At 74.8% G+C, this 25,569-nt stretch carries 26 protein-coding genes; 13 read left to right on the forward strand and 13 right to left on the reverse strand.

The features are described from left to right. The 10 genes from DT057_RS35600 to DT057_RS24320 form a co-directional block, all read left to right on the forward strand. Positions 1-259: hypothetical protein (locus tag DT057_RS35600; RefSeq protein WP_162501492.1), on the forward strand; the 259-nt coding region annotated here is incomplete at its 5' end. 127 nt (positions 260-386) lie between these two features. Further along, entirely contained in the window at positions 387-1,685 is a 1,299-nt protein-coding gene (gene lysA / locus DT057_RS24280) for a diaminopimelate decarboxylase (protein WP_128564676.1), read from the forward strand. Between the two features lie 78 nt (positions 1,686-1,763). Continuing rightward, positions 1,764-1,958: a hypothetical protein gene (locus tag DT057_RS24285; protein WP_128564677.1), complete on the forward strand. Its 195-nt coding sequence runs from the start codon at positions 1,764-1,766 to the stop codon at positions 1,956-1,958. Between the two features lie 85 nt (positions 1,959-2,043). Continuing rightward, on the forward strand, positions 2,044-4,656 hold the full coding sequence (locus DT057_RS24290; RefSeq protein ID WP_128564678.1) for a TIGR02302 family protein: 2,613 nt from the start codon (positions 2,044-2,046) through the stop codon (positions 4,654-4,656). A gap of 143 nt (positions 4,657-4,799) precedes the next feature. Beyond that, positions 4,800-4,985, forward strand: coding sequence for a twin transmembrane helix small protein (locus DT057_RS24295; protein WP_128564679.1), 186 nt, complete (start codon positions 4,800-4,802; stop codon positions 4,983-4,985). A gap of 147 nt (positions 4,986-5,132) precedes the next feature. Next, positions 5,133-5,723: an acyloxyacyl hydrolase gene (locus tag DT057_RS24300; protein WP_128564680.1), complete on the forward strand. Its 591-nt coding sequence runs from the start codon at positions 5,133-5,135 to the stop codon at positions 5,721-5,723. 62 nt (positions 5,724-5,785) lie between these two features. Further along, positions 5,786-6,361 (forward strand): cob(I)yrinic acid a,c-diamide adenosyltransferase, encoded by a 576-nt coding sequence (locus DT057_RS24305; protein WP_128564681.1) that lies wholly within the window; start codon positions 5,786-5,788, stop codon positions 6,359-6,361. 149 nt (positions 6,362-6,510) lie between these two features. After that, the gene (locus DT057_RS24310; protein WP_128564682.1) at positions 6,511-7,260 is read left to right on the forward strand and encodes an electron transfer flavoprotein subunit beta/FixA family protein; all 750 of its coding nucleotides are present in this window, start codon (positions 6,511-6,513) and stop codon (positions 7,258-7,260) included. Positions 7,261-7,303: 43 nt separating this feature from the next. Further along, positions 7,304-8,254, forward strand: a complete 951-nt coding sequence (locus DT057_RS24315; protein ID WP_128564683.1) for an electron transfer flavoprotein subunit alpha/FixB family protein — start codon at positions 7,304-7,306, stop codon at positions 8,252-8,254. A 44-nt stretch (positions 8,255-8,298) separates the two neighbouring features. Continuing rightward, positions 8,299-9,180, forward strand: a complete 882-nt coding sequence (locus DT057_RS24320) for a 3-hydroxybutyryl-CoA dehydrogenase (protein WP_128564684.1) — start codon at positions 8,299-8,301, stop codon at positions 9,178-9,180. Positions 9,181-9,288: 108 nt separating this feature from the next. Here the strand turns inward: DT057_RS24320 and DT057_RS24325 are convergent, their stop codons facing one another. The 10 genes from DT057_RS24325 to DT057_RS24370 form a co-directional block, all read right to left on the reverse strand. Next, positions 9,289-9,606 (reverse strand): hypothetical protein, encoded by a 318-nt coding sequence (locus DT057_RS24325; RefSeq protein WP_128564685.1) that lies wholly within the window; start codon positions 9,604-9,606, stop codon positions 9,289-9,291. A 151-nt stretch (positions 9,607-9,757) separates the two neighbouring features. Further along, positions 9,758-10,765 (reverse strand): NAD(P)H-quinone oxidoreductase, encoded by a 1,008-nt coding sequence (locus DT057_RS24330; RefSeq protein WP_128564686.1) that lies wholly within the window; start codon positions 10,763-10,765, stop codon positions 9,758-9,760. A gap of 206 nt (positions 10,766-10,971) precedes the next feature. Continuing rightward, positions 10,972-11,643 (reverse strand): uracil phosphoribosyltransferase, encoded by a 672-nt coding sequence (gene upp / locus DT057_RS24335; protein WP_128564687.1) that lies wholly within the window; start codon positions 11,641-11,643, stop codon positions 10,972-10,974. 154 nt (positions 11,644-11,797) lie between these two features. Continuing rightward, positions 11,798-13,027 carry a URC4/urg3 family protein gene (locus DT057_RS24340; protein WP_128564688.1) on the reverse strand — a complete coding sequence of 410 codons (1,230 nt, stop codon included), beginning with the start codon at positions 13,025-13,027 and terminating at the stop codon, positions 11,798-11,800. A gap of 65 nt (positions 13,028-13,092) precedes the next feature. After that, on the reverse strand, positions 13,093-14,349 hold the full coding sequence (locus DT057_RS24345) for a GTP cyclohydrolase II (protein WP_128564689.1): 1,257 nt from the start codon (positions 14,347-14,349) through the stop codon (positions 13,093-13,095). A gap of 133 nt (positions 14,350-14,482) precedes the next feature. Then, the gene (locus DT057_RS24350) at positions 14,483-14,920 is read right to left on the reverse strand and encodes a DUF2852 domain-containing protein (RefSeq protein ID WP_128564690.1); all 438 of its coding nucleotides are present in this window, start codon (positions 14,918-14,920) and stop codon (positions 14,483-14,485) included. 235 nt (positions 14,921-15,155) lie between these two features. Then, positions 15,156-15,791, reverse strand: coding sequence for a TetR/AcrR family transcriptional regulator (locus DT057_RS24355; protein ID WP_128564691.1), 636 nt, complete (start codon positions 15,789-15,791; stop codon positions 15,156-15,158). 91 nt (positions 15,792-15,882) lie between these two features. Beyond that, positions 15,883-17,268 (reverse strand): cytochrome P450, encoded by a 1,386-nt coding sequence (locus DT057_RS24360; protein ID WP_128564692.1) that lies wholly within the window; start codon positions 17,266-17,268, stop codon positions 15,883-15,885. A 98-nt stretch (positions 17,269-17,366) separates the two neighbouring features. Further along, complete coding sequence (locus tag DT057_RS24365) at positions 17,367-18,617, reverse strand: phosphopentomutase (RefSeq protein WP_128564693.1); 1,251 nt, start codon at positions 18,615-18,617, stop codon at positions 17,367-17,369. Beyond that, positions 18,614-20,239, reverse strand: coding sequence for an ABC transporter ATP-binding protein (locus DT057_RS24370; protein WP_128564694.1), 1,626 nt, complete (start codon positions 20,237-20,239; stop codon positions 18,614-18,616). The genes DT057_RS24365 and DT057_RS24370 overlap by 4 nt, the downstream gene beginning before the upstream one ends. Positions 20,240-20,393: 154 nt before the next feature. On the opposite strand from DT057_RS24370, the gene DT057_RS24375 reads away from it, so the two are divergent. Both DT057_RS24375 and DT057_RS24380 read left to right on the forward strand, forming a co-directional pair. Beyond that, a complete protein-coding gene (locus DT057_RS24375; protein ID WP_128564695.1) occupies positions 20,394-21,278 on the forward strand; it encodes a lytic transglycosylase domain-containing protein in 885 nt (294 codons plus the stop codon). Between the two features lie 135 nt (positions 21,279-21,413). Next, positions 21,414-21,608: a hypothetical protein gene (locus DT057_RS24380; RefSeq protein WP_128564696.1), complete on the forward strand. Its 195-nt coding sequence runs from the start codon at positions 21,414-21,416 to the stop codon at positions 21,606-21,608. A 115-nt stretch (positions 21,609-21,723) separates the two neighbouring features. Here the strand turns inward: DT057_RS24380 and pucL are convergent, their stop codons facing one another. Further along, the gene (gene pucL / locus DT057_RS24385; RefSeq protein ID WP_128564697.1) at positions 21,724-22,560 is read right to left on the reverse strand and encodes a factor-independent urate hydroxylase; all 837 of its coding nucleotides are present in this window, start codon (positions 22,558-22,560) and stop codon (positions 21,724-21,726) included. A gap of 33 nt (positions 22,561-22,593) precedes the next feature. Further along, entirely contained in the window at positions 22,594-23,994 is a 1,401-nt protein-coding gene (locus DT057_RS24390; protein WP_128564698.1) for a nucleobase:cation symporter-2 family protein, read from the reverse strand. Between the two features lie 234 nt (positions 23,995-24,228). Between DT057_RS24390 and rnhA the strand changes: the two genes are divergently transcribed. Beyond that, the gene (gene rnhA, locus DT057_RS24395; RefSeq protein ID WP_128564699.1) at positions 24,229-24,915 is read left to right on the forward strand and encodes a ribonuclease HI; all 687 of its coding nucleotides are present in this window, start codon (positions 24,229-24,231) and stop codon (positions 24,913-24,915) included. Positions 24,916-24,947: 32 nt separating this feature from the next. Here the strand turns inward: rnhA and DT057_RS35605 are convergent. Continuing rightward, positions 24,948-25,569: thermonuclease family protein (locus DT057_RS35605; RefSeq protein ID WP_420870327.1), on the reverse strand; the 622-nt coding region annotated here is incomplete at its 5' end.

The following is a 25,569-nucleotide window of genomic DNA, read 5'->3' on the forward strand; positions in this document are numbered from 1 at the left end:
GGCGGGGCCGCCCGGCGGGACGCTCCAGCAGGCGGCGGCCGCCCCCGCCCGGGCCCAGACCGGGAGCGCGGCCCGCAACACGCTGCCGGGCGGCGTCGGCCTCGAGGCCGGCGGCACCGCGCCCGACGAGGCGGACGAGCTGCCCTCCGCCGCCATCGCGGCCCCGACCGGCGTGCCGGCCCCGACCGAGTCCTCGTCGCGCCGCCGCAAGGGCTATCTCATCCCCAGGGAGCCCTTCCCGCTCGACCCGCTGCTGTGACGGCGGGGGCCGGCCCGCGCGGCCCGGCCCGGGCCCCGGACCGGCCCCGGGGGGGCGGGAGGGTGCAAAGGCGCGCCGGATTCGTGTAGAGGGGCGCCACCCGCGCCGCCCGGATCCCGCCACCCCGATGCACCATTTCCGCTACCGCGACGGCGTCCTGCACGCCGAGGACGTCGACCTGGCGCGCCTCGCCGCCGAGGTCGGCACGCCCTTCTACTGCTACTCGTCCGCCACCCTCGAGCGGCATTACCGGGTCTTCGCCGAGGCCTTCGCGGGAGACGACGCCCTCGTCTGCTACGCCATGAAGGCGAACTCGAACCAGGCGGTGCTCGCCACCCTGGCGCGGCTCGGGGCCGGGATGGACATCGTCTCGGAGGGCGAGCTGCGCCGGGCCCTCGCGGCCGGGGTGCCGGGCCGGCGCATCGTGTTCTCCGGCGTCGGCAAGACCGCCGACGAGATGGCGGCGGCGCTCGATGCCGGGATCCTGTGCTTCAACGTCGAGAGCGAGCCGGAGCTCGAGGTGCTCTCGGGCGTGGCCTGCCGGCGCGGCGCCACCGCGCCGGTCTCGATCCGGGTCAACCCGGACGTCGACGCCCGCACGCACGCCAAGATCTCGACCGGGAAGTCGGAGAACAAGTTCGGCATCCCGCTCTCCCGCGCCCGGGAGGTCTACGCCCGCGCCGCCGCCCTGCCGGGGCTGTCGGTCGTGGGCGTCGACATGCACATCGGCAGCCAGATCACCGACCTCGCGCCCTTCGACAACGCGGCGGCGCTGCTGGCGGAGCTCGCCCGCGACCTGATGGCGGCGGGCCACCGCCTGCACCACATCGACTTCGGCGGCGGCCTCGGCATCCCGTACCGGGACGACAACGCCCCCCCGCCCGACCCGAGCGCCTTCGCGGCGGTGCTGCGCCCGCACTTCCGCCCCCTCGGGCTCAAGCCCGTCTTCGAGATCGGCCGGATGATCGCCGGCAACGCCGGCGTCCTGGTCACGGGCGTCACCTACGTGAAGCAGGGCGACGGCCGGACCTTCGTGATCGTCGACGCGGCGATGAACGATCTGATCCGCCCGACCCTCTACGAGGCCTATCACGGCCTGCGCCCCGTGGCGGAGCCGGGGCCCGAGGCGGCGCGCGTGACCGCCGACGTGGTCGGTCCGGTCTGCGAGAGCGGCGACTACATCGCCCTTTCCCGTGAGATGCCGCAGCCCCGGCCCGGCGACCTCATCGCGGTCATGAGCGCGGGCGCCTACGGGGCCGTGCAGGCCGGCACCTACAACACCCGCCGCCTCGTGCCGGAGGTGCTGGTGCGGGGCGCCGAGCACGCGGTGGTCCGCCCGCGGCAGACCTACGAGGAGCTGATCGGGCTCGACCGGGTGCCGGGCTGGCTGGCGCCGCCGGCCGACGCGCCCGCGGCCGATCGCTAAACTTCGACGCAATCCGCGAACCTCGCCGCCAATTCTGCGGGCGTAGTCTCGCGGGACGTCGAACCGGAGGCCACGTCGATGCCGTCGCGCCCGTCCCTCATCGTCCGCGCCGAGGCTGCCGTCGAGGCGGCGCGGTCGGCCCTGGCCGAGAACCACGCCGTGCTGGACCAGGTGCGGGCGATCGCCCGCCCGCTCCGGGCGGCGCGGCGGATCCCGGACCCCGAGCCGCGCGGCGCGCCCGCCCGCCGGCCGTCGGGCGCGCCTCCCGCCTGAGCGGATTTGACCCGCTGGCCCGGCCGGGCGGGCGTGCTAGCCTGCCCGCCCGCCCGACGATGACGGGCGCGAGCGGGAGCATGGCATGAATCAGGCCGAGCCGGACGGCGCGCGCCGTCCCGAGACCGCGCGCGCCGGGCTCGACCGGCTCGTCGTCCGGGCCGGGCGGGTGACCCTGTGGGAGCAGGCCTGGCCCATCCTCTGGCGCGGCCTCGCGGTCGGGCTCGTCTTCCTGGCCGTGTCGTGGCTCGGGCTCTGGCTCGACGCCCCGCCCGCCCTGCGCATGGCCGGGGTCGCGCTCTTCGCGGCGGCGCTCCTCGCGGCCCTGTTTCCCCTCCTGCGCCTGCGGCGGCCCGCGCGGCCCCAGGCGCTCGCCCGCATCGACCGCGACGCCGGCCTGCGCCACGGCCCCGCCCGGGCCCTGGAGGACAGCCTGGCCCTGGGGCGGGACGATCCCGGCAGCCGCGCGCTCTGGGACCTGCACCGGCGGCGCGCCGCCCGGGCGGTCTCGCGCCTGAAGGTCTCGGGCCCGAAGCCCGGGATGGTGCGGCGCGACCCCTACGCGCTGCGGGCCTGCACCGTGCTGGCCGCGGTGGCGGGCGCCTTCGTGGCCGGCCCGGAGGCGGGCGAGCGCCTGCGCGCCGCCTTCGAGTGGCGCGGCGCGCCGGCGGCGGCGCCGTCGTTCCGGGTCGACGGCTGGATCGACCCGCCGCTCTACACCCGCCTGCCCCCCCTCATCGTCACCATGACGGAGCCCGAACAGCGCCTGCGCGCGCCGGTCAACTCCACGCTCGTCGTGCGCGTCGCCGGGATCACCCAGGCCACCGTGACGCCGGGCAGCGGCCTCAAGGCGCTGCCGGCGGCGGGTCCGGCCCGGGCCGACCTGCGCGAGGAGCGCTTCACGCTCACGGGCGGCCCCGCGGACCTCACCGTGCAGACGGGCTTCGCCCACAGCCACCGCCTCACCGTCGAGACGATCCCCGACAGGCCGCCGGAGATCGCCTTCGCGGGCCAGCCGGAGACGAACGGGCGCGGCACCTTCACCATCGCCTACCGGGCGAAGGACGATTACGGCATCGCCGCCGCCGAGGGGCTGGTCGAGGCGCCGACGAAGGGCCGCACCCTGGTGGCGCCGCCCCGCCTCGCCCTGAGCCTGCCGGCCGACGCTCAAGGGGGCAGCGACACCCGCACCCTCGTCGACCTCACCGACAATCCCTGGGCCGGCGCCCGGGTGACGCTGACCCTGGTGGCCCGGGACGAGGCCGGCCAGGAGGGCCGCAGCGGCGCCCTCGCCCTGACCCTGCCGGGCCGGTTCTTCACCAAGCCCCTCGCCCGCTCCCTGGCCGAGGAGCGCCGCCGCCTCGTCCTCGACCCCGACGGGGGCCGGGCCCGGGTGGAGACCTCCCTCGAGGCGCTGCTGATCGCGCCCGAGCGCTTCACGCCGCAATGGGGCGTCTTCCTCGGCCTCCAGGAGGCGGGCCGCCGCCTGCGCGCCGCCCGCAGCGACGCGGCCCTGATGGAGGTGGCCGACCTCCTCTGGGCGATGGCGCTCCAGATCGAGGAGGGCGACCTCTCGGATGCCGAGAAGGCGCTTCGCGCCGCCCAGGACCGGCTCAAGGACGCGGTCGACCGCGGCGCCTCCGACGAGGAGATCAAGAAGCTCGCCGACGACCTGCGGCAGGCGATGGACCGCTTCCTGAAGGAGTTCGCCCAGCGCCAGCAGCAGAACCCGCAATCGGGCGATCAGCAGCAGCAGCAGGCCGACCGCACGGTGACGCCCGGCGACCTCGACCGCATGCTCAACCAGATGCAGGACGCCATGCGCCGCGGCGACGTGGCCGAGGCGCAGCGCCTCCTCGACCAGCTGCGGGGCATCCTGGAGAACCTCCAGGCGGCGCAGCCGAACTCGCGGATGTCGGACCCCGCGGCGCGCGAGATGAACCGCTCGATGCAGGATCTCGAGGCCATGGCGCGCGAGCAGCAGGGCCTGCGCGACGAGACCTTCCGCCAGGGCCAGGAGCGCCGCTTCGGCAACCGCGGCCAGCCCCAGCAGGGCCAGCAGGGCCAGCGCCAGCCCGGGCAGCGGGGCCAGCAGGGCCAGCAGCGCGGCGGCGAGCAGCCCGGCGAGGGCCAGCAGCCGGGCCAGCCCGGGCAGCGCGGCCGGACGCCCGGGGACGGCCAGCAGGGCGGCCTGAACGACCGCCAGCAGGCCCTGCGCCAGCGCCTGGAGGACCTCCAGCGGCGCATGAAGGAGCTCGGCATGCAGGGCGAGCAGGGCCTCTCCGACGCCGAGCAGGCCATGCGCGAGGCCGAGAACGCCCTCGGCCAGGGCCAGGACGGCAGCGCCGTCGACGCGCAGGGCCGCGCCCTCGAGGGGCTCCAGCGCGGCACGCAGGGCCTGTCCCAGCAGATGCAGCAGATGGGCCAGGACGGCCAGGGCGAGCAGCCCGGCGAGGGCCAGCAGGGCCAGGGCTCGCCGAACCAGCCCGGCCGCCAGGGCGCCCGGGACAACGACCCCCTCGGGCGCCCGACCCGCAGCCGCGACTTCTCCGACGGCCGCGTCCGGGTGCCGACCGCGGAGGAATCCGGCGTCGAGCGGGCCCGCCGCATCCTGGAGGAGCTGCGGCGCAAGCTCGGCGACCCGAACCGGGCCCGGGAGGAGCTCGACTATTTCGAGCGTCTGCTGCGCCGCAACTGACGGCGTGACGGACCGCCCGCGACGCCGCGCGGGGGCGGGGCGCATCGCCGCGGCGAGAGGGGGCGCGTCGTCGCGGCCCCCCTACGCGGGGGAGGCGGCGCGGTCCATATCAGGCGCGTCCCTTCCCCTACCGCGTGCCTCCTATGTCGGGTAACACCCTCGTCCTCGCCGCCTGCCTCGCCGTGGCCGTCGTGCTGCTGCTCGGGCTCGCCAACATGCTGCGCGGCGGCAGCGCCAGCCTGTCCCAGCGCCTGATGCGCCTGCGGGTGCTGCTCCAGCTCATCGCCGTCCTGGTCATCATGAGCGTCCTCTGGTGGCGGGGCGCCTGAGGGCCGCCCGCCCGGGTGTGGCCCGCCCGCCGCAGCCGTCCCGAAAAGCGCGGGAGGAGGGATGGGGAGCCGAGACGGGCCGTGGCCGCTGCGGCTAGGTTGCGGGCGCTCCAGCCAGGAGCCTGATCCTCCGGACGTTATCACTCTATGCGCGTCACCTTCCCGAGCCTGGCCGCGGCTCTCCTGATGTCGGTTCCGGCCGCCCAGGCCGCCGACTACGCGGCGCCGGTCCCGGCCTACCGGCCGCCGGTGCAGCCCCTCAGCATCGTGTCGGAGTTCCGCATCGGCGGATCGGCCCAGGATCCGGGCAGCAACGAGAAGAACACCGCGAACGTCAACGGCGAGCTTCTGTTCGCCAAGCCGAACCTCGGACTCGACCGGTTCTGGAGCTACTTCGTGCCGCGGCCGACCCTCGGCGGCAGCTACAACGTCGACGGTCGCACCAGCTACGCCTACCTGGGGGCGACCTGGACCTTCGACATCACCGACCGGATCTTCCTCGAGGGCTTCTTCGGCGCCGGCTTCCACAACGGGTTCACGGGCCCGAAGCTGTACGTGCCCAAGACGTTCAACTCCCTCGGCTGCTCGCCGCTGTTCCGCGAGGGGGCCTCCCTGGGCTTCCGGCTCAACGAGCACTGGAGCGTGATGGCGACGATCGAGCACATGTCGAACGCCGGCCTCTGCGTCGAGAACCGCGGCCTGACCAATTTCGGCGGCAAGGTCTCCTACACGTTCTGACGGCAGCGGAGCGGCCCGGCCTCGTGTAGGGTCCCGGTCCCGCCCGCACGAGGATCGAGCCCGTGGTCGTCCTGAACCGCATCTACACGCGCACCGGCGATGCCGGCACCACCGCGCTCGCCAGCGGCGAGCGCCGCTCCAAGGCCGACCTGAGGATCGAGACCTACGGCACCGTCGACGAGACCAACGCCTGCCTGGGCCTCGTCCGGCTGCACACGACCGGCGACCTCGACGCGATGCTCGGCCGGATCCAGAACGACCTGTTCGACCTCGGCGCCGACCTCGCCACCCCGGAGACCGAGACGCCGCCGGCCTACGAGCCCCTGCGCATCGTGGCGCGCCAGGTCGAGCGGGTGGAGCGGGAGATCGACGCCCTGAACGCCGGCCTCGCGCCGCTGCGCTCCTTCGTGCTGCCGGGCGGCGCGCCGGCGGCGGCGGCGCTCCACCTCGCCCGCACCGTGTGCCGGCGGGCCGAGCGGCTCGCGGTGGCGCTCGCCGCGACGCCCGGCGAGCGGGTCTCCCCGGTGGCGATCCAGTACCTCAACCGCCTGTCCGACTTCCTGTTCGTGGCCGCCCGCATCGCCAACGACGGCGGTGCCGCGGACGTGCTCTGGGTGCCGGGCCAGACCCGCGGCTGACGCCCCGCCGGGGGCCGGCCGGCCCGCGTTGACAATTCGGAAAATCGGTCGTTACGGTCCGCCCACCTTGCTCCATCGGGGATGATCGCTGGCCGGCCGCGGGAGGGCCCGCGCGCGATCGTCCCTTCATCCGGAAGGACGCGACGATCATGAAGGTACTGGTGCCCGTGAAGCGGGTCGTCGACTACAACGTCAAGATCCGGGTGAAGCCGGACGGCTCGGGCGTGGAGCTCGCCAACGTCAAGATGTCGATGAACCCCTTCGACGAGATCGCCGTTGAGGAGGCGATCCGTCTCAAGGAGAAGGGCAAGGTCACCGAGATCGTCGCCGTCTCGATCGGGCCGCAGCAGGCCCAGGAAACCATCCGCACCGCCCTCGCCATGGGCGCCGACCGCGGCATCCTGGTCAAGACCGACGTCGCGGTCGAGCCCCTCGGCGTCGCCAAGATCCTCAAGGCGCTCGTCGAGAAGGAGGGCCCGGACCTCGTGATCTTGGGCAAGCAGGCCATCGACGACGACTCGAACCAGACCGGGCAGATGCTGGCCGCCCTGCTCGGCTGGCCGCAGGGCACCTTCGCGTTCAAGATCGAGCTGGCCGAGGGCGCCCTCGACGTCACCCGCGAGATCGACGGCGGACTCCAGACCCTGACCCTGACGCTGCCGGCGATCATCACCACCGACCTGCGCCTGAACGAGCCGCGCTACGCGAGCCTGCCCAACATCATGAAGGCGAAGAAGAAGCCCCTCGACACGCTCGAGCCCGACGCCCTCGGGGTCGACGTCGCGCCGCGGCTCAAGGTGCTCAAGACCGTCGAGCCGGGCGGCCGCAAGGCCGGCGTCAAGGTCGCGTCCGCCGCCGAGCTCGTCAGCAAGCTGAAGGTCGAGGCCGGCGTCCTCTGACGCGCCTCCCGCCCCACCCCGCATTCCGAGGATCACGACACCGATGGCCACCCTCCTCCTCGTCGAGCATGCCGGCGGCGCCGTCAAGGACGCCAGCGCCAAGGCCCTCTCCGCCGCCAAGCAGATCGGCGCCCCGGTCCACGCCCTCCTGGTGGGGCCCGGCGCCCGCGCCGCCGCCGAGAAGGCGGCCGCCCTCGACGGGGTCGAGAAGGTGCTGCTGGCCGAGGATGCCGCCTTCGATCACCTGCTCGCCGAGCCGACCGCGTCCCTCATCGCCGAGCTCGCGGCCTCCTACGACGTCGTGATCGCGGCCGCGAGCACCGAGGGCAAGAACGTGATGCCCCGGGTCGCCGCGCTCCTCGACGTGGCGCAGCTCTCCGACATCATCAAGGTCGTGGCGCCCGACACCTTCGAGCGCCCGATCTACGCCGGCAACGCCATCCAGACCGTGCAGTCGGGCGAGGCCAAGAAGGTCATCACGGTGCGCACCGCGGCCTTCCAGCCGGCCGCCGAGGGCGGCGCCGCGGCCCCGGTCGAGGCGGCGCAGGCCGCCGCCAGCCCCGAGGCGAAGTCGTCCTTCAAGGGCGAGGAGATCGCGAAGTCGGACCGGCCGGAGCTGGCCGCGGCCCGCATCATCGTGTCGGGCGGCCGCTCGCTCGGCTCGGCCGACAAGTTCCACGAGCTGATCGAGCCCCTGGCGGATTCCCTCGGGGCCGCGGTCGGCGCCTCGCGCGCGGCGGTGGACGCGGGCTACGCCCCCAACGACTGGCAGGTCGGCCAGACCGGCAAGGTGGTGGCGCCGGACCTCTACGTGGCGGTGGGCATCTCGGGGGCGATCCAGCACCTGGCCGGCATGAAGGATTCCAAGGTCATCGTCGCCATCAACAAGGACGAGGAGGCGCCGATCTTCCAGGTCGCCGATTACGGCCTGGTCGGCGACCTGTTCCAGGTGGTGCCGGAGCTGCAGCAGGAAATCGCCAAGGCCAAGGGCTGAGGCGGATCCCCGGGACCCGCGGTCGCGACGGAAGGCAGGGTGTGATGGGCATCGAGATCAAGACCGTCGGGATCGTCGGAGCCGGTCAGATGGGCAGCGGCATCGCCCACGTCTGCGCGCTGGCCGGGCTCGACGTGCGGATCAACGACCGCGACGCCGAGAAGGTGAAGAGCAGTCTCGCCACCGTCAACGGCAACCTGCTGCGTCAGGTCTCGAAGGGCGCGATCGGCGACGACGAGCGCCGGACCGCCATCGAGCGCATCCTCCCGGTGGCGTCCTTCGACGATTTCGGCCCCTGCGACCTCGTGATCGAGGCGGCGACCGAGGACGAGGCGATCAAGCGCACCATCTTCAGCGCGCTCTGCCCGTCCCTGCGGCCCGAGACGATGGTGGCCACCAACACCTCGTCGATCTCGATCACCCGGCTCGCCGCCTCGACCGACCGGCCCGAGCGCTTCATCGGCATCCACTTCATGAACCCGGTGCCGGTGATGCAGCTCGTCGAGCTGATCCGCGGCATCGCCACCGAGGACCCGACCTACGAATCCGCCAAGGCCTTCATCCGGCGCCTCGGCAAGATCGTCACGGTGTCGGAGGATTTTCCGGCCTTCATCGTCAACCGCATCCTGCTGCCGATGATCAACGAGGCGATCTACACCCTCTACGAGGGCGTCGGCTCGGTCGATTCCATCGACACCGCCATGCGGCTCGGCGCCAACCACCCGATGGGGCCGCTGCAACTCGCCGACTTCATCGGCCTCGACACCTGCCTGTCGATCATGCAGGTGCTCTACGAGGGTCTGGCGGACTCGAAGTACCGCCCCTGCCCGCTGCTCGTGAAGTACGTCGAGGCGGGCTGGCTCGGGCGCAAGACGAAGCGCGGGTTCTACGATTACCGCGGCCCCGAGCCGGTCCCGACCCGCTAGGGACCCGCCCCGCCGCGGGGATCCCGGGCCGGCGGGCGCCGGAGCCCGGTCGCGCGAAGGGCCGGCCCCCGGGGGGACCGGCCCTCCTTTCGGATGCCGCGGGCCCGCTCAGCGCGGGGTGGTGGAGCCGGTCGATCTCGGCTCGGCCGGCGCCGGGTAGGCCGGGTTGCCGGCCGGGACCCCGGCGCTGTTCGAGGACGCCGTGCCGTTGGCGTTGCCGCTCGGCGAGCCGGTGATCTCCTGGCGCGAGGCGTCCTGGCTGCGGCTGGCGTAGTCGTTCGGCGACTTGGCACCGTTCCAGCCGAGCAGCGCCACCATGGCGACGGCGAGGAGGCCCAGGCTGGCGAGCAGCACGTACAGCACGGGCTTGCCCTTGGCGCCCTGGCGGGCATCGGTCGGGGTCTCGATTCTGCGCTCGGTATCCATGGGGCACCTCCTGGGAGCGTCGGGCGCCGCGGGTCTCGCCGGCGCGCCGATCGGGGATCGTCGTCCCGGGCAACGTCACCGCGCAGTCGAGGTTCCTGGCGCCCCGCAAGGCCCGCCGCCGGCGCCCCGGGGCCCGCGCGCGGGACGCCGGCTAGCGCCCCGTCAGCAGCATGATCTTGCCGAGATGGGCGCTCGACTCCATGAGCGCGTGGGCGTCCCGGGCCTCCTCGAGCGGGAAGGTCGCGTGGATCACCGGGCGGACGCGGCCGGCCTCGAGGAGCGGCCAGACCTCCCGGCGCAGGCCCTCGGCGATGGCGGCCTTCTGCTCCACCGTGCGCGGGCGCAGCGTCGAGCCCGTGAGCGTCAGGCGCCGGATCATCACGGGCGTCATGTTGAACGCCTCGACCGTGAACCCCTGCAGGAAGGCGATCACCACGAGGCGCCCCTCGAGGGCGAGGGATTTCAGGTTCCGCTCGAGGTAGGCGGCCCCGACCATGTCGAGGATCACGTCGACGCCCGCCCCCTCCGTCAGGCGCTTCACCGCGTCGGAAAAGTCCGCCTCCCGGTAGTTGATGGCCGCGTCCGCCCCGAGGGACTCGCAGAAGGCGCACTTCTCGGCCGAGCCGGCCGTGGCGTAGACGGTCGCGCCGAAATGCCTGGCGAGCTGGATCGCCGTGGAGCCGATGCCGCTCGACCCGCCGTGGATCAGGATGCGCTCGCCCCGGGCGAGGCGCCCGCGCTCGAAGACGTTGGTCCAGACGGTCCAGTAATTCTCCGGCAGGCCGGCCGCCTCGACGAGCGACAGCCGCGCGGGCCGGGGCAGGCACAGGGCGGCGTCCGCGACGCAGTACTCGGCGTAGCCGCCGCTGATCACCAGGGCGCAGACCTCGTCGCCCTCGCGAAGCGTCGAGACCCCCTCCCCCAGGGCGACGACGCGGCCCGCCACCTCGAGGCCCGGCACCGCGGTCGCGCCGGGCGGCGGCGGGTACTTTCCGGCGCGCTGCTGGCAGTCGGGCCGGTTCACGCCCGCGGCCACCACCTCGATGAGCACCTGGCCGGGTCCGGCTGCGGGAACCGGCGCGCTCTCCAGGCCGATCACCTCGGGCCCCCCGGCACCGTTGAAGCAGACCTGACGCATGGTGGCGGGGATCGACGGCATCGTGGGGTCCTCCGGTTGGTCCGACGCCTCCTACCTGCCGCCTCGGGGCGGCTTGACAAGGGGGCGGCCCGGCAAGGGGGCGGCCCGGCGCAGGCGGGCCGCATCCGGGAAAGGGGAGCGAGAAAAGACGCCCGCGCCGCCGGCCCGCGCGTTGCGCCGACGAGGGCCCGGGAGCCGCGGCCGCCCCCGCCGAGAGGGCGGCGGCGCTAGCGCGTGCCGTACATCCGGTCGCCGGCATCGCCGAGGCCCGGCAGGATGTAGCCGTGCTCGTTCAGGTGGCTGTCGATCGCCGCGGTCCAGACCGGGACGTCGGGATGGGCGCCCTGGAACTTGGCGAGGCCCTCCGGCGCGGCGAGCAGGCAGACGAAGCGCAGGTCGCGGGCACCGCGCTCCTTCAGCCGGTCGACCGCCGCGATCGCGGAATTGGCGGTCGCCAGCATCGGGTCGAGCACCAGCACGGTGCGGTCGGCGAGGTCGGACGGCGCCTTGAAGTAGTACTCCACCGCCTGGAGCGAGTCCGGGTCGCGGTAGAGCCCGATATGGGCGACGCGGGCGGAGGGGAGCAGGGACAGCATCCCGTCGAGGAAGCCGATCCCGGCCCGCAGGATCGGCGCCAGGACGAGCTTCTTGCCGGCGATCTGCACGCCCTGCATGGTCACGAGGGGCGTCTCGATCTCCACCGGCTCGAGCGGCAGGTCCCGCGTCACCTCGTAGGCGAGCAGCGTGCCGATCTCGTTCAGGAGCTGGCGGAAGCCCTTGGTCGAGCGGGCCTTGTCCCGCATCAGGGTCAGCTTGTGCTGCACCAGCGGATGATCGACGACCGTGACGGCGGCGAGGCCCGTGCCCTCCGCTTCCGCGCGCGTGCCCGCACCGTGCATGGATGTTCCCTTCTCAGCCAGGGCCGGACCGGCGCCGCGCGTCTTCGCCGCCGGGATCCGTCGACCCGCTTCACAGACCCCGGCAGCGGGAGCGTCGGCGCGCCGCCGCTCCCGCTGCCAGGCATTCGCGCCGCATTGTAGCCCGGCCGGGGGCTCAGAACACCGTGCCGTCGCTCGTGATCGCGAGGGGCGGCGCCCCCTCGGGCCGGCGCTCGCGGGCGAGGCGCCGCCCGGTCGCCCAGGTGCCGCCCTCCAGCACCTTGGCGAGGGGCAGCGCGTCGGGATCGTCGATGCCGAGGCGCTCGCGCACGAGCGGGGCGAGGCGGTCGAGGAGCGCGACCGTCAGCGCCCGCCACTCCACCACGAGGCGGGACTCCACCGGGTGGGGCACTCCCGCCTCCTGGGGGCGCTTCAGCGCGAGCACGCCGGCGTCGAGGAAGAGGCCGCCGTTGCGGTATTCCGGCAGGCCCGTGAGCGCGTCGAGGCCCGCGACCGCGAGGCCGGCCTCCTCGAGGGGCTCCAGCAGCGAGTAGGCGAGCCACTGCGACAGCTTGTGGAAGGGCACGAGCCCGGCGGTCTCGCCCTCCCCGCCGGCGAGGGGATGGCGCCAGGTGTCGCCGAGATCGACGCCGTCGAGGACGATGCGCCCCGGCCAGATCGGCCCGAGATGGGCGAGGAGCGCCGACAGGATCGCGTCCGCGGTCACGACCCCGTCGCGGGCCCCCGCGACGATGCGGTCGAACAGGCCGCCGGGCCGCGCCTCCGGCCCGAACCCCTCCGGGTCGGCCGCCGCCACCTGGCCGAGCCGGTTGAGGAGCGCGAGGCGTCCCGCGAGCCCGACCAGCGGGTTCGCGGGTCCGGCCTGGAAGCCCGCGGCGAGCTCCGCCTCGGTCAGGCTCGCGAGCGCCCGCGCGTCGACGCGGAAGGGGTTCTCGGGCTCGGCGGAGAACAGCCCCGAGACGAACATGTCGAAGCTCGCGACCGCGAGCCCTTCCGAGCGGGCGTAGGTCTCGCCGGTGCGGCCCTCCTCGTAGCGCCAGGTCGGGCCGGCGCCGGCGTCGAGCAGCACGCTGACGACGACGAGGTCGAAGGCCGCCCGGGCGCGCTCGGCGGCGTCCGTCCAGAGCGCGGCGTGGACGAGGGAGCCCCAGCGCTCGAAGCCGCCGACCGCGAAGTGGCGCCAGCGGGCGTGGTAGGGGATCGCGAGGTCGGGGTAGGCGTCCCGGATCGTCGCCACCACGGCGTCGGCGCAGGGTCCGAGGCGGGCGGGATCGACGGAGAAGTGGTCGAGCCGGTCCGCGAGCCCGGCGGCCAGCAGCGTCTCGGCGCGCGCGCGCACCGCCCCGGCCGTGAGGAGGCTGCGGGCGGTCGTAGCGTCGTTCATGGAATCTCTCCCGGGCCCGGCGCCGCCGCGGCCCGCCTCGGGTCGGTCAGGGTGTCGGGCGCCGCTCAGAACCGCTCGAGGTCGCGCCCCTTCACGGCATCGAGGCTCGCGGCGTCCGGCGCCTCGCCCGGCGTGTAATAGCCCGCCGCCTTCTTGGCCTCGATCTCCACGGCGGCGTCGGGCGGGACGAGCTCCGGCGGGATCGGCACGCGCTCGCCGACCGCGATGCCCGAACCCGTGATGGCGTCGTACTTCATGTTCGACATCGACATCAGGCGGTCGATGCGCCGGATGCCGAGCCAGTGCAGCACGTCCGGCATCAGCTGCTGGAAGCGGGCGTCCTGCACGCCGGCGACGCACTCGGTGCGCTCGAAGTAGGTGGCGGCGGAGTCGCCGCCCTCCTGGCGCTTGCGGGCGTTGTAGACCAGGAACTTGGTCACCTCGCCGAGGGCGCGCCCCTCCTTGCGGTTGTACACGATGACGCCGGTGCCGCCGCCCTGCGCCTCGCGCACGCACTCCTCGATGCCGTGGGTGAGGTAGGGCCGGCAGGTGCAGATGTCGGAGCCGAACACGTCGGAGCCGTTGCACTCGTCGTGCACCCGGCAGGCGATGCGCTTGCGCGGGTCCGTGAGGCCGGCGATCTCCCCCATCACGTAGACGGTGCAGCCGCCGATCGGCGGCAGGAAGACCTGGAGGTCGGGGCGCGTCACCAGTTCGGGGAACATGCCGCCGGTCTGCTCGAACAGGGTGCGGCGCAGGGCCGTCTCGCCGGTGCCGAAGCGGTGGGCCACCCCGGGCAGGTACCAGACCGGGTCGACCGCGATCTTGGTGACCGAGATGTCGCCCGAGGCGTGCAGCACCGTCCCGTCCGGCGCGAGCCGGTGGGCGCCGATGGCCGCCAAGATCTCGGGCAGGCTCAGGCGCGCCTTGGTGACCGCGATGGTGGGGCGGATGTCGGTGCCGGTCGCGATGGCATCGCGAAACACCTCGCCGGGCAGGTGGCCCCAGGGGTCGAGGGACACGATCGTCTCCGGGTCCATCCATTGCGGATGGGGACCGATCTGCACCACCGGGTGCGTGTTGGTGAGGTCGGGCCGGGCCAGGGGGTTGAGGGCGCGCCCCGCGATGGCGAGGGCGCGGTAGAGCGAGTAGGCGCCGCCGTTGGCCCCGATGACGTTGCGGTCGGCCGGGTTCGTCACGGTGCCGATGAGCGGGCCGCGCTCGCGCGGGTCGGCCGCGCCCCAGCGGATCGGCCAGCGCGCCGTGCCGGGCTCCGGGTGCGAGGTGAGCCGGATATGCGTCGAGCGGTTGGAAGTGGTCATGCGGCCGCGCCTTGCGTCCTCAACGGAGAAGGCTCCCCGCGTGGGACGCGGGGAGCCTCTCGATGGCTTGACCTTGCCGAAGGTGACGCAACCGGAGCGGCGCGTCAAGATTCGGGGGCGGGCCGGCGGGCGGTCAGAAGTTCGTGCCGGCGCGGCGCTTGGCCATGAAGGCGTCGAACTGCTCGCGGTCGCGGGCGCGCTTCAGCTCGTCGACGAACTCCGCGAAGGCACGGCCCTCCTCCTCGAGGCGGCGGCGCTCCTGCTCGAGGCGCTCGAGCTCCTCGCGGCGGTACTGCTCGAAGGCCCAGTTGCCGGTCTCGCGCCGCAGACCGCCTGACGGGAAGCCGCCGAAGCCCGAGAAGCCCGGGAAGCCCCCGCGCAGGCCGCGCTCCGCGAAGGACTTCATCTCGTTGAAGGCAGGGTAGCCCATGAGCTTCCACACGACGTAGGCGGCCGCGACCGGCCAGGCATAGATGAAGCCGACCACGATGGCGCCGATCTCCAGGGACCGGCGCGGGAAAGGTCCGCGGCAGGCGCGGCCGCTCGACCAGGGGGCAGAGGAAGAGGTCACGTCTTGGTCTCCTGCGGAGATGTGAATGTGAACGACATTTACATGCTGGGTGGCCGTCGGGGTTTCAAGGGCGGAACAGCGGAATTTCACGCGCGCGCCGCGGGCGGGAATCGGGCCGCCGGGCCCGGCCCGCGCGGTCTCGCGGAGCGGGAGGGGCGCCCGTCCGCCGGCCGGCCCTCCCGGGGGTGCCGCGGGGCTTGCGCGGGTGGGGCGGCCGTGCGGCTGCGCCCCCGCGTCAGGAGGCCCGCGTCGGCCGCGCCCCGTGGACGAGCGCCAGCACGCCGGCGCGCAGGAGGTCGTACTTCGTCGGCAGGCCCGGGCCCGCGGGCAGGCGCCCGGCGGCCGAGAGCGTGGCGATGCCGTGCGACAGGGCCCAGACCTCGAGCGCGACGAAGCGCGGGTCGACGCCCGGGAACCCGTCCGGGAAGGTGGAGCGCAGGGCCTCGACCAGGAGCCCGAAGGCGTCCCGGTCCCGGGTGATCTGCGGGGGGCAGCCCTCGGGGGGGGCGGGCCGCGCCTCGAAGATCGCCGCGTAGTAGCCCGGCTCCTCCTCGGCGAAGGTCAGGTAGGCCTCGCCCATGCGGGTGAAGCGCTCCAGCGGGGTGCCGGGCCCGCGCAGGGCCCGGGCGAGCCGCCCGGCGAGCTCCGCGAAGCCCCGCTCGGCGACCTCCTCCAGCAGGGCCTCGCGGCCCCGGAAGTGCCGGTAGAGCGCGGCGGGCGAGACCCCGACGAGGCGTGCGGCGTCGACCAGCGTGAAGCCGCCGATGCCCCGCTCCGCGATGAAGCGGCGCGCGGCCTCGATCAGGGCCTCCTTGAGGTTGCCGTGATGGTAGCCGCGCCGGTCGGACGGGCCGCTGCGCCAGGGTCGCACTGAGAGAGGTCTCCACGCGCCGGCCCGGGAGGGCCGCCTGCCTCCCTGTAGAGCAATTCCGCGCCCGCGGGATACCGCGGCCGGCCGGGGATCACCCGGTTCGCCGCTCGAGGCGGAACAGCGGCACGTGGTCCGGCCGCACCGTGACGGTGGCGACCGGCATGACCGGGCGCCCGCCCGGGAGCGCCAGGCGGAACGTGCGCGCGAGGCGAGCCAGGACCAGGGTCGATTCCGCCAGGGCGAGCTGCGCGCCGATGCAGACCTGCGGGCCCGCCCCGAAGGGCAGGTAGACGAAGCGGTCTGGCTCCGGGCCGTCGAGGAAGCGCTCGGGCGCGAACGCGTCCGGCCGGTCCCACCAGCGCGGGTTGCGGTGCATGACCCAGGTCGGGATCATCACGGTGGCGCCGGCCGGGATGGTGGCGCCGCAGACCGCGCTCGCCCGCACGGCGCGGCGGGCCACCATGTAGGCGGGCGGGTAGAGCCGGAGCGTCTCCTGCACCACGGCCCGGGCGAGGCGCAGGCGCGGCAGGGCCTCGGCGGCGCCCGCCTCGCCGAGGTCGAGGCCCCCCGCCTCGGCCGCGAGCGCCTCCTGCACCCCGGGCGCGCGGGCGACGAGGGTGCAGGCCCAGAACAGGGTCGAGGCGGTGGTCTCGTGCCCGGCCACGATCATGGTGCCGACCTCGTCGGCGAGCAGGCCGTCCCGGCCCTCGCCGTGCGCCTCGCTCAGGAGGTCGAACAGGTCGCGCGGCGCGCCCGTGGCCGATTGCTGCCGCCGGGCCGCGATGACGGCGCCGATCAGCGCCAGCCAGCGGCGGCGGAACAGCGCCCGGCGCGGGCTCGACGGCGTCGGCAGGCCGGGCGGCACCAGGAAGTCGGCGATGGAGGGCCGGCCGATGCCGCCGAGGTAGCCCGACACCATGGCGCGCACCCGCGCCCCGAAGGCCCCGGTCTCGAGGGAGAACATCGAGGCCGCCGCGATGTCGAGGCTCAGGCGCTGCATCTCGCCGTGCAGGTCGGCCGCCTCGCCGAGCCCCGCCTCGCCGAGCCCCGCCGCGAGGCGCCCGCAGGATTCCTCCGCCGCCCGGGCGATGAAGCGCGTCATCACGGGCAGGGTGCGGGGCGTGAAGGCGGGCGCCAGCACGCGGCGCTGGCGCCGCCAGGCCTCGCCCTCCGCGAGCACGAGGCCGCGCCCGGCGATCGGCCCGAGGACGCGGCGCCCTGCCGGCAATCGCGCGAAGTGGTCGGCGGCCGTGAGCAGGACGTGCCGGGCGGCTTCGGGCACGCAGAGCAGCATCACCCGCCCGCCCCCGGGCAGCCGGATCGCCACCACCGGCTCGTGCAGGCAGGCCCGGGGAAAGGCCCGGAGCGTGTTGTGCCGGAAGGCGCCGAGGAGCCGCAGCCAGCCGACGCGCTCGGCCAGCACCGGCATCGGCGGGACGTACGCGTCGGCCCCGGTCGTGATCGCACCCGCCGCCATGGTCGAGATCGTCTCCGTGTGAGGCCCGCCCGGCGGGTCGAGAAGAGCCCGGCGCGCGGGCGGAAGAAGGGCCCGCCCGGCGCCCGCCGGGCGGGCCCTCAGGGGACCGGCCGGGCGCGGGGCGGGCCCGCGAGGCAGGACCGCCCCGGCCCCCCGGGCGGCAGGCCGAGATGGGCCGCGAGCGTGGCGCCGAGGTCGGCGAAGCTCTCGCGCCGGCCGACGGGCCCGGCCGCGATGCCGGGCCCGAAGGCCAGGACCGGCACCTGCTCGCGGGTGTGGTCGGTGCCCGGATGGGTCGGGTCGTTGCCGTGGTCGGCCGTGATCAGGCAGAGGTCGCCGGGGCGCAGCGCGGCGTGGATCTCCGGGACCCGCGCGTCGAAGCGCTCCAGGGCGGCGGCGTAGCCCGGCACGTCCCGGCGGTGGCCGAACTCGGTGTCGAAATCGACGAGGTTCGCCAGGACGAGGCCTCCCGGCCCGAGTCCCGCGAGGGCGCCGAGGGCGGCCGTCAGGCAGGCGTCGTTGCCGTGCGGCTTGACCTCGCGGCCGGTGCCGCGATGGGCGAAGATGTCGCCGATCTTGCCGACGCTGACGAGGGGCCGGCCCGCGGCGGCGAGGCGGTCGAGCAGCGTCTCCCCGGGGGGCGGCGCGGCGTAGTCGCGCCGGTTGGCGGTGCGGGTGAAGCCCGCCTGCGCGTCGCCCGCGAAGGGCCGGGCGATGACCCGGGCGATCCGGTAGGGATCGCAGAGCCGGCGCGCCGTCTCGCACAGCGCGTAGAGGCGCGCGAGACCGAATGCCTCCTCGTGGGCGGCGATCTGGAGGACGCTGTCGACCGAGGTGTAGCAGATCGGCTTGCCGGTGCGCAGGTGCTCGGCCCCGAGGGCGTCCACGATGCCGGTGCCGGAGGCGTGCCGGTCGCCGAGGATGCCGGGCAGCCCGCCCTCGGCCACGAGGGCGCGGGTGAGCGCGGGCGGGAAGGACGGCACCGTTGCGGGGAACCGGCCCCAGGCGAAATCGACCGGCGCGCCGGCGATCTCCCAGTGGCCCGACACCGTGTCCTTGCCGCGCGCCGTCGCGACGGCGTGGCCCCAGGCCCCCGTGGCCGGCGCATCCGGCGCGAGGCCGGGCCGGCGCCGGCCGGAGGCCGCCTCGGCGGCGAGGCCGAGGCCGAGGGCGGCGAGGTGCGGCAGGCGCAAGGGGCCGGCGCGCAGGCCCGACCGGTCGCCCTCCCCGCCCGCGCAGGCCTCGGCGATGTGCCCCAGGGTGTCGGCGCCGGCATCGCCGTAGGCCGCGGCGTCCGGCGCGCCGCCGATGCCGACCGAGTCGAGCACGATCAGGAGGGCGCGGGTCATTCGCGCACGGCCCCCTCGGGCGCCGCCGCGAGGTCGAAGGCCGCCGCGAACAGGGCCCGGGTGTAGGCGCTCCGGGGCGCGGCGAAGATCGCCTCGGCCTCGCCCTCCTCCACCACGCGCCCGTCCTGCATCACCATCACGCGGTTCGCCAGCGCCCGGACCACCTTGAGGTCGTGGCTGATGAACAGGTAGCCGAGGTCGCGCCGGCCCTGGAGGTCGCGCAGGAGCTCGACGATCTGGGCCTGCACCGACATGTCGAGGGCGGAGGTCGGCTCGTCCAGGACGACGAAGCGGGGGTCGAGCGCCATGGCGCGGGCGATGGCGATGCGCTGGCGCTGTCCGCCCGAGAACTCGTGCGGGTAGCGGTCCATGGCGGCCGGGTCGAGCCCGACATCCGCGAGGGCGCGGGAGACCACGGCCCGGCGCTCGGCCGGGGTGCGGGTCGTCTTCTGCACGAGGAGCCCTTCCGCCACGATCTCGGCCACCGACATCCGGGGCGAGAGCGAGCCGTAGGGGTCCTGGAACACCACCTGCATCTCGCGCCGCAGGGGCCGCATGGCCCGGGGCGACAGCCCGTCGATGCGCTGCCCGAGATACGCCACCGGCCCCTCGGACGAGAGCAGGCGCAGGAGGGCGAGGCCGAGCGTGGTCTTGCCGGAGCCCGACTCGCCCACGACCCCGAGGGTCTCGCCGGCCCGGACCCGCAGGGCGACGCCGTCCACCGCCTTGACGTGCCCGGTGGTGCGCCGCAGCAGCCCCTGCCGGATCGGGAACCAGACCCGGATCGGCCCGGCCTCGACCAGGGTCGGGGCGTCCGGCGCCACCGGGTTGCCGCGGCCCCGCGGCTCGGCGGCGAGGAGGCGGCGCGTGTAGGCGTGCTGGGGACGGGCGAACACCTCGGCGACGGGTCCGGCCTCGACGATGCGGCCCTGGAGCATGACGCAGACCCGGTCCGCCACCCGCCGCACGATGCCGAGGTCGTGGGTGATGAACAGCATCGCCATGCCGAGCCGCGCCTTGAGGTCGGCCAGGAGGTCGAGGATCTGCGCCTGCACGGTGACGTCGAGGGCGGTGGTGGGCTCGTCCGCGATGAGGAGGTCGGGCTCGCAGGCGAGCGCCACGGCGATCATCACGCGCTGGCGCTGCCCGCCGGACAATTCGTGCGGGTAGGCGCCGAGGCGGCTCTCGGCGTCGCGCAGGCCGACGAGGCGCAGGAGCTCGAGGGTGCGCGCGCGCGCCGCCTTCTCGGGCAGGCCCCGGTGCAGCCGCAGCACCTCGCCGATCTGGTCGGCGATCCGGTGCAGCGGGTTGAGCGAGGTCATCGGCTCCTGGAACACCATGGTGATGTCGGCGCCCCGCACGGCCCGCATCTCGGGCTCGCGCAGGGCCAGGAGGTCGCGGCCCTTGAACAGGATGCGGCCGCCCGGGATCTCGGCCGAGCCCTCGAGGAGGCGCAGCAGCGAGAGGGCGGTCACCGACTTGCCCGAGCCCGACTCGCCGACGAGCGCCACGGTCTCCCCCGGCGCGATCGCGAACGACACCCCGTCGACGGCGCGCGTCTCGCGCCCGCCCTGACGGAACGCCACGGAGAGGTTCTCGACGGAGAGGAGGGGGTTGGTCATCGGCTCCGGTTGGCGCGGGAACGGGCGGCGTCGAGCCGGACGCCGCGTGCGTCCCGACGGCGGTCTACCAGAACTCGCCTCCGGCGGCACCCGCCGCGGCGCGCACGAGCCCGGTCCGCCCGAAAACAGCCCACAAATCCGCTATCACGGCGGCGTGACCCGCGCCCTCCCCCTCCTCCTCGCCCTCGCCCTCGGGGCGAGCGCCGCAGCCGCCGCCCCGGCTCCCCCCGCCGCCCCGCCCTCCGGGCCGGAATCCAGGGAGGAGACCGTCGAGCAGGCATTGTGCCGGCTCATCGAGGGCGCCGCCAAGGCGCGGGGGCTGCCGGTGGCGTTCCTGACCCGGCTGATCTGGCGCGAGAGCAGCTTCCGGCCGAGCGTGGTCAGCCGGGCCGGGGCGCAGGGCGTGGCGCAGTTCATGCCCGGCACCGCGCAGGAGCGCGGCCTCGCCGACCCGTTCGACCCCGAGCAGGCGATCCCGGCGGCCGCGCGCTTCCTCATCGAGCTGAGGGCGCGCTTCGGCAATCTCGGCCTGGCGGCCGCGGCCTACAACGGCGGGCCCGGCCGGGTCTCGTCCTGGCTGTCCGGCAGCGGGGGGCTGCCGGCCGAGACGCGCGCCTACGTCGCCGCCATCACCGGCCGCACCGCCGACGACTGGGCCGCCGCCGCCCGGGCCGAGCCGCGGGCCGACCTCGCCGAGCCCGAGGGCACCCGCTGCCTCGAGGTCACGGCGGCCCTGCGCATCCGCGGGCGCACCGACACGTTCTTCGCCGAGACCGCGGCCGCGCTGGCGCCCTGGGGCATCCAGCTCGCCGGCAACTTCTCGAAGGCGATCGCCCTCGCGAGCTTCTCCCGCGCCCGGGACCGCTACGCCGGGATCCTGGGCGACGTCCGCCCGATGATCATCGGCACCCGCCTGCGCCACCGCGGCACCCGGGCCTTCTACCGCATCCGGGTCCCCTCCGAGACCCGCGCCGGCGCCGAGACGCTGTGCGGGCGCATCCGCCGGGTCGGCGGCGCCTGCATCGTGCTGAGGACCTGAGCCGCGGGCCGGCACGGCCCCGCTTCACCCGAATGGGTGATGACACCCCGTCAGCGCTCAGGCTTCGCTGGTCGCCAAACAGTGGAGGCGGCCTTGCACATTCTCAACAGCGTACCGCGCTGGGCGCAGCGACGGATGAGCCGGCACATCGCGCGCCGCGGCGACGGGATGGTGGTCCGCTGGATCGCCTTCCGGCCGGGCGAGCCCGCAGAGGACGCCGACGCGGCCGCGGCGGAGCCGCCCGCGGGATCCGGGAACGTCGTGCCGTTCGCCCGCCGGTTCCCGGTTGAGGCGGACGCGGGCGCGCGGCTGCGCCACCTGCGCGGCTAGACCGCCCGGGCGGGCGCCCGCGCCCGCGGCCTCCTCAACTGCCGCGCGCCGCCGCGCGCGGAAGCAGGCTCGCGCGACATCGATCCGGCGGGCTCCGGGCCGGGCGCGCTCGCCCTCAGCGGCCGACCGTGCAGGCGATCTGGCCGTGCGGCTCGTCGGTTGCGACGAAGACCTGGTTCGGGTTGTCGAGGCCGAACGGCGCGAGGTCGGCGAGCAGGTAGTGCTTGTTGGGGCAGGCGAGCGTGACGGTCTCGATCTCCGGCACCGCCGCGAGGGCCGCCTCCCCCATGCGGTAGAGGCTGTCCTGGAGGCTGTGGCTGTAGCTGCCCGCGAAGACCGCGAGCAGGCTGTCGCGGATGCGCGCGTTCGCGGCCTCGTAATCCGCCGGCTCGCGGGCCCACGCCCAGGTCGCGTCCATGCTGGTGGCGGCGATGCGGTCGTCGGTCTCGCGGATCGTGGTGTAGGGGTCCTTGACGTAGTTCGCCCAGCCCGAGGCGGTGCTCTTGAGGAAGGTGAAGTCCGACAGGCCCGACACGGTCGTGGCCGCGTCGCGGCTCATGACCACCTCGGCGGTGGAGCGGCCGTTGCCGTCGAGCGTGAAGGCGTGGGGGTGGGGGCTCCCCGCGACGACGAGGCGGGCCCAGCGGGTCTCGTGGCCCGTGACGGTGGCGGTCTCCACCATGGCGTAGCGGTCGAGGAGGCGCTGCGCCACCGCGCGGCAGAACGCCTCCGCGGGGAGCGTCGGGCTCTCGCGCGCCACGATGTAGACCACGTTCTTCACCGTGTCGGTCGAGACCGTGGTGCTGTTGTCGGCGTGCGTGAAGGCCCGGTCGAACCCGCCCGTCAGCATCGCCCGCACGGTCAGCTCGCGGACCTCGTGGCGGTCGCCGTCGCGATGCACGCGCATCACGCGGACGCGGCCCTTGCCGTAGGTCTTGTGCAGCAGCGTCATGGAGTACCTCGCGCGGACCGGGTGATCGCCGCCTCAGACATGCTCCGCGGCGGCGGCCGACGCCGAGGCGTCGCGGCGCGCCGCCTCGGCGCTGCCGAGGCCGTTGAAGAAGGCGTTGAGGGCCACCGCCGCGATCGCCGCCAGCAGGATGCCCGATTCGAGCAGCGGGTGGAGCGCGTGGGGCAGGTTGCGGAAGAAGGTCGGGGCCACGAGGGGGATCATGCCGAATCCGACGGCGACCGCCACCACGAACTGGTTCTTCGGCCGGTTGCGGAAGTCGACCGCCGTGAGGATGCGGGTGCCGGTGGCCGCCACCATGCCGAACATCACCAGCCCGGCGCCGCCGAGCACCACCTGGGGCACCGCCTCGACGAGGGCCGCCATCTTGGGCAGGAGGCCGAGGCCCAGCATGATGAATCCGCCGGCCACGGTGACGAAGCGCGAGCGCACCCCGGTGACGCCGACGAGGCCGACATTCTGCGAGAACGAGGTGTACGGGAAGGTGTTGAAGACGCCGCCGAGAAGCGTGCCGAGCCCGTCGGCCCGCAGGCCCCGGGCAAGGTCGGCTCGGGTGATTCCCCGGCCGGTGATCTCGCCGAGCGCCAGGAACATGCCGAGCGACTCGATCATCACCACCACCATCACCACGCACATGGTGGCGATGGGCACGGGCTGGAACTGAGGCACGCCGAAGTGGAAGGGCAGCACCAGGGCGAACCAGGGCGCGGCCCAGACCTTGTCGAAGTGCATGAGGCCCAGGGCCGCGGCCACGACCGCCCCGGCGACGATGCCGAGGAGCACCGCCACGTTGGCGAGGAACCCCCGCCCCCACCGGATCAGGGCGAGGATCACCACGAGGACGAGGAGCGCGATGGCGAGCCCGGTGAGCTGCCCGTAATTCGGGTTGGCGAAGGCGCCCGGCACCCCGTCCACGACCCGGGTGACGGTCGGCAGGCCGCCGCCGGCCCAGTTGATGCCGACCCGCATGAGCGAGATGCCGATCACCAGGATGATGGTGCCGGTGACCACCGGCGGGAACAGGGGCAGCAGCCGGCTGACGTAGGGCGCCACGAGGAGGCCGAAGAGGCCGGCCGCGATCACCGAGCCGTAGATGCCGAGGAGCCCGACATCGGGGGCGGTCGCCATCGACAGCATCGGGCCCACCGACGCGAAGGTCACGCCCATCATCACGGGCAGCCGGATGCCGACGCCGCCGAACCCGGCGCACTGCACCAGGGTCGCGAGGCCGCAGGCGAAGAGGTCGGCGCTGATCAGGAAGGCGACCTCCTCGGGCCGCAGGCCGAGCGCCCGCCCGATGATCAGCGGCACCGCCACCGCCCCGGCGTACATCACCAGCACGTGCTGCACCGCGAGTGGCAGAAGGCGCACCAGCGGCAGTCTTTCTTCGACGGCATCGGCGGGTTCGACTGGCATGGTCGTCGTCTCGTCTGGCGGGTGACGCAGAGGCGCCGGGCGCGGCCGGGTCCTCTCCCGGCGTCGGCGGGCGCCGACATCCTGGCACCGCGGCAAGCCGCGTGCCAGGCCTTGCCCTCAGGCCGGCCGCCCCGCGGCGTCACCATTTCCTTCACCATTCGGAGGCCAGGGTGCGCCGCGCAACGGGGCCCCGCTCCGCGGCGTTCCCCGGTCACCAGGCACGAGAGGGCCCTCATGCGAACCATCGTGTACGCCGACGGCGGCTGCGACCCGAACCCCGGCCCGGGCGGCTGGGGCGTGGTGATCCAGGCGCCCGAGGGCACCGTCGAGCTCTGCGGCGGCGACCCCCAGAGCACCAACAACCGCATGGAGCTGACGGCGGCGATCCGGGCGCTCGAGCATTTTCCCGAGGGGAGCGCCCTCGAGATGCGCTGCGACAGCCAGTACGTGGTGAAGTCCGTGACCGAGTGGATCCGCGGCTGGAAGGCCAAGGGCTGGCGCACCACCACGGGCCCGGTGAAGAACATCGACCTGATGCAGCGCCTCGACGAACTCGCGGCGCGGCGCGACGTGCGCTGGGTCTGGGTGCGGGGCCACGCGGGCGAGGCCGGCAACGAGCGCGCCGACCGCCTCGCCGCGCAGGGGCGCCGGGAGGCCCTGGGCCTGCCGCCCCGGCCGGCGCCAGCGGCGCCCGCGGCAGCGCCCACGCTCGCGGCGGTGCCGGCGCCCGAGGTGCCCCGCGGCACGTCGCTCGCCATCGACGGGGCGCTCGGCCTGCGCGTGGCCCGCGCCGCCAAGCAGGCCGGCACCACGCCTCAAGCCTACGTGGAGGACGTCCTGCGCCTCGCCCTCGACCTCGGGCCCGACGGCCTTTCGGCGGCGCGCGCGACGCTGGAGGCCCGCAAGGCCCCGGCCGCCTGAGGACGCCGCCGCCCGGAGGCGGCCGCAGCCCGTCAGTTCTGCCACACCCCGGCCTGGCGCGAGCGGGCGCTCGCCTCGGCGGCGAGCAGCTCGGGCGGCGCGCCGGGCACCGCCCTGCCGGCCCCGTTGAACAGCACGACCTCCGACAGGTCCTGCGTGCCGGCGCGGCAGCGGTAGCGCTCGGGCTCGCCGGCCGGCTCGCAGGCCACCTCGCGCCGGCGCAGGTACTGCCGGAACTCTCGCGCCAGGCGTCCGGTCTCGCCCTGGACGCCGACGAGACGGATCGTCTGGCCGTCGAGCCTGAGGCGCTCGGTGTCGAGCACCCGCGGGATCCCGCGCAGGGCCTGGGACGCGCCGCGCCCGCCGGGATACTGCCAGCCCGGGTTGCGGGCGCCCGCACTGCCGGTCTCGCGGGCCTCCGCCGGCGGTGCCGGCCGCGCCTTCGCGACCTGGCCGGCGAAGTCCTGGAACAGCGCCTCCGCGGGGTCGCCGTCCTGCGGCCGGCCCTCCTCGGTCGAGACCCAGACGCCGACCGTCACGGCGCCGAGCGTGCCGACGGAGAGCCCGTCGCGGGCGGCGGGGCCCGGCCGCGCGTCGCCCGCCGGGCCCGCGAGCGTGCCCAGGAGCGAGAGGGCGGCGGCGCGCAGGGCCGCT

The organism is Methylobacterium crusticola, from assembly GCF_003574465.1.
Lineage (GTDB): Bacteria > Pseudomonadota > Alphaproteobacteria > Rhizobiales > Beijerinckiaceae > Methylobacterium > Methylobacterium crusticola.